Origin of the sequence: Winogradskyella epiphytica, assembly GCF_003217215.1 — a bacterium.
In the GTDB taxonomy this organism is placed as follows: Bacteria; Bacteroidota; Bacteroidia; order Flavobacteriales; family Flavobacteriaceae; genus Winogradskyella; species Winogradskyella epiphytica.
This window is the reverse complement of the sequence record NZ_QJTD01000043.1, coordinates 1-1,533: the sequence shown is the minus strand read 5'-3', so window position 1 is coordinate 1,533 and position 1,533 is coordinate 1. Positions and strand designations below refer to the sequence as shown.

Here is a 1,533-nt window from a genome sequence, read left to right as displayed (position 1 = left end):
CGTATATAATAACCTTATTCCTCTCCTTTGTTCTTTCTTATTTATAGGTCTTAATTTAGTGTTTTTATTAAAATGCTAACTTAAGACGTATATAAAACATTGCTTGGTATTTCCCCTTTTGGAAAATCCTCGGCAAGACAAAAATAAAAGAAAATTTAAAAAATAATTTATTAACCACACAACGTTTCATATACAAAACCGTTGGGTGTAATTTAAGCGAAAATATACAAAATTTGATTTTTTACCAAAAATTGGTATATTTGATAAAAATGAATAATATGAAAAATACATCCATATCGCTCGGAAATTATTTTGACCAGTTTGTACAAACCCAAGTTTCTGCTGGACGATACAAAAATGTAAGCGAAGTAATCAGAGCTGGACTTCGACTTTTAGAAAATGAGGAAAGTAAAGTAATTGCGTTAAGAAATGCTATTCAAGAAGGAATTGATAGCGGAATTGCTCACGATTTCGACCCGAAAAAAAATCTTGAGGAATTAAAAGCTAAACGCAAAAAGAATGGCTAAATACGAACTGACCAACAAAGCCGTGGCGGATTTAAACGGAATTTGGGAATATACACTCGAAAATTGGTCGGAAAATCAAGCTGACAGATATTACGATATGCTTCTTGATATTTGCCAAGATATAGCTAATAACCCAGAATTGGGAAAAAACTATGATGGAATCAAATCTGACCTTTTCGGATTAAAAGCAAATCGACACATAATATTTTATCGAAAAAGAATTGACCATCCGATTGAAATAACAAGAATTTTACACGGTCAAATGGATTTGAAAAACAGAATAACAGAATAAAAAACTACACCCAACAATGGCTATAAGTAATTGCTTGTTCTCGCCTACTTCTGAAAATCCTCGCGGATTTTCAGTTTGGTGTGTACTTGCAAAGTTAAGTACTAAACCACGCAACTACTCATAGCCGAGACCGTTGTGTGTAATGCGAAAAAACTAAATGAAGACAATTTTTGAGAATAAAAAGCAAATAGAAAAATCTGATATTCCAATGCAAATTATGCGCGGAATTCTCTTTATAATTTTGTGCTTTTTTGTTTCTAAAATTCGATTTATAAACAAGGAAATCAATCCAAATATTACGCTGATTTTTGGGATTTTACTCGGAATATTATTTATTTATTTAATTTTAAGTGTTAAAATTATAAAACGAATTGAAAAAAACAGAGAAACCGGAAAACTGACTTTTACATTTGCTCGACAATTTCGAAATGATAAAATAACGGAATTAAATATTTCGGAACTGACCCTGAATTTAAAAAACGTTCAAACTCGTGCGAATTCAGAGAAAATACTGTTGATTTCTGACAAAGAAAATAAAGTCAAATTGAGCACAAATCAAAAAGGAATTACGGAAACCGAACTGAATGAAATAATTAACGAAATAAAAAGCACTACACACAACAAAGTACTGTGGTAAAAAACAAGTAAAAAAGCATTAATTTCTCACCAAAGAACTTCTGTAACTATCCTCATATATTAGTCCAGATTTAGCAA

Annotated in this window: 3 protein-coding genes; all 3 read left to right on the top strand. The window is 30.9% G+C overall.

The genetic code is table 11. The annotated features are described in order from the left end of the window. The first annotated feature begins 278 nt into the window (after positions 1-278). The 3 genes from DFQ11_RS15055 (at position 279) to DFQ11_RS15045 (ending at position 1,456) form a co-directional block, all read left to right on the top strand. Positions 279-527, top strand: coding sequence for a type II toxin-antitoxin system ParD family antitoxin (locus DFQ11_RS15055; RefSeq protein ID WP_055413791.1), 249 nt, complete (start codon positions 279-281; stop codon positions 525-527). Beyond that, positions 520-819: a type II toxin-antitoxin system RelE/ParE family toxin gene (locus DFQ11_RS15050; RefSeq protein WP_110476716.1), complete on the top strand. Its 300-nt coding sequence runs from the start codon at positions 520-522 to the stop codon at positions 817-819. Before DFQ11_RS15055 ends, DFQ11_RS15050 begins: the two co-directional genes overlap by 8 nt. Before the next feature lie 157 nt (positions 820-976). Further along, positions 977-1,456, top strand: coding sequence for a hypothetical protein (locus DFQ11_RS15045; protein WP_110476714.1), 480 nt, complete (start codon positions 977-979; stop codon positions 1,454-1,456). Positions 1,457-1,533 lie beyond the last annotated feature (77 nt).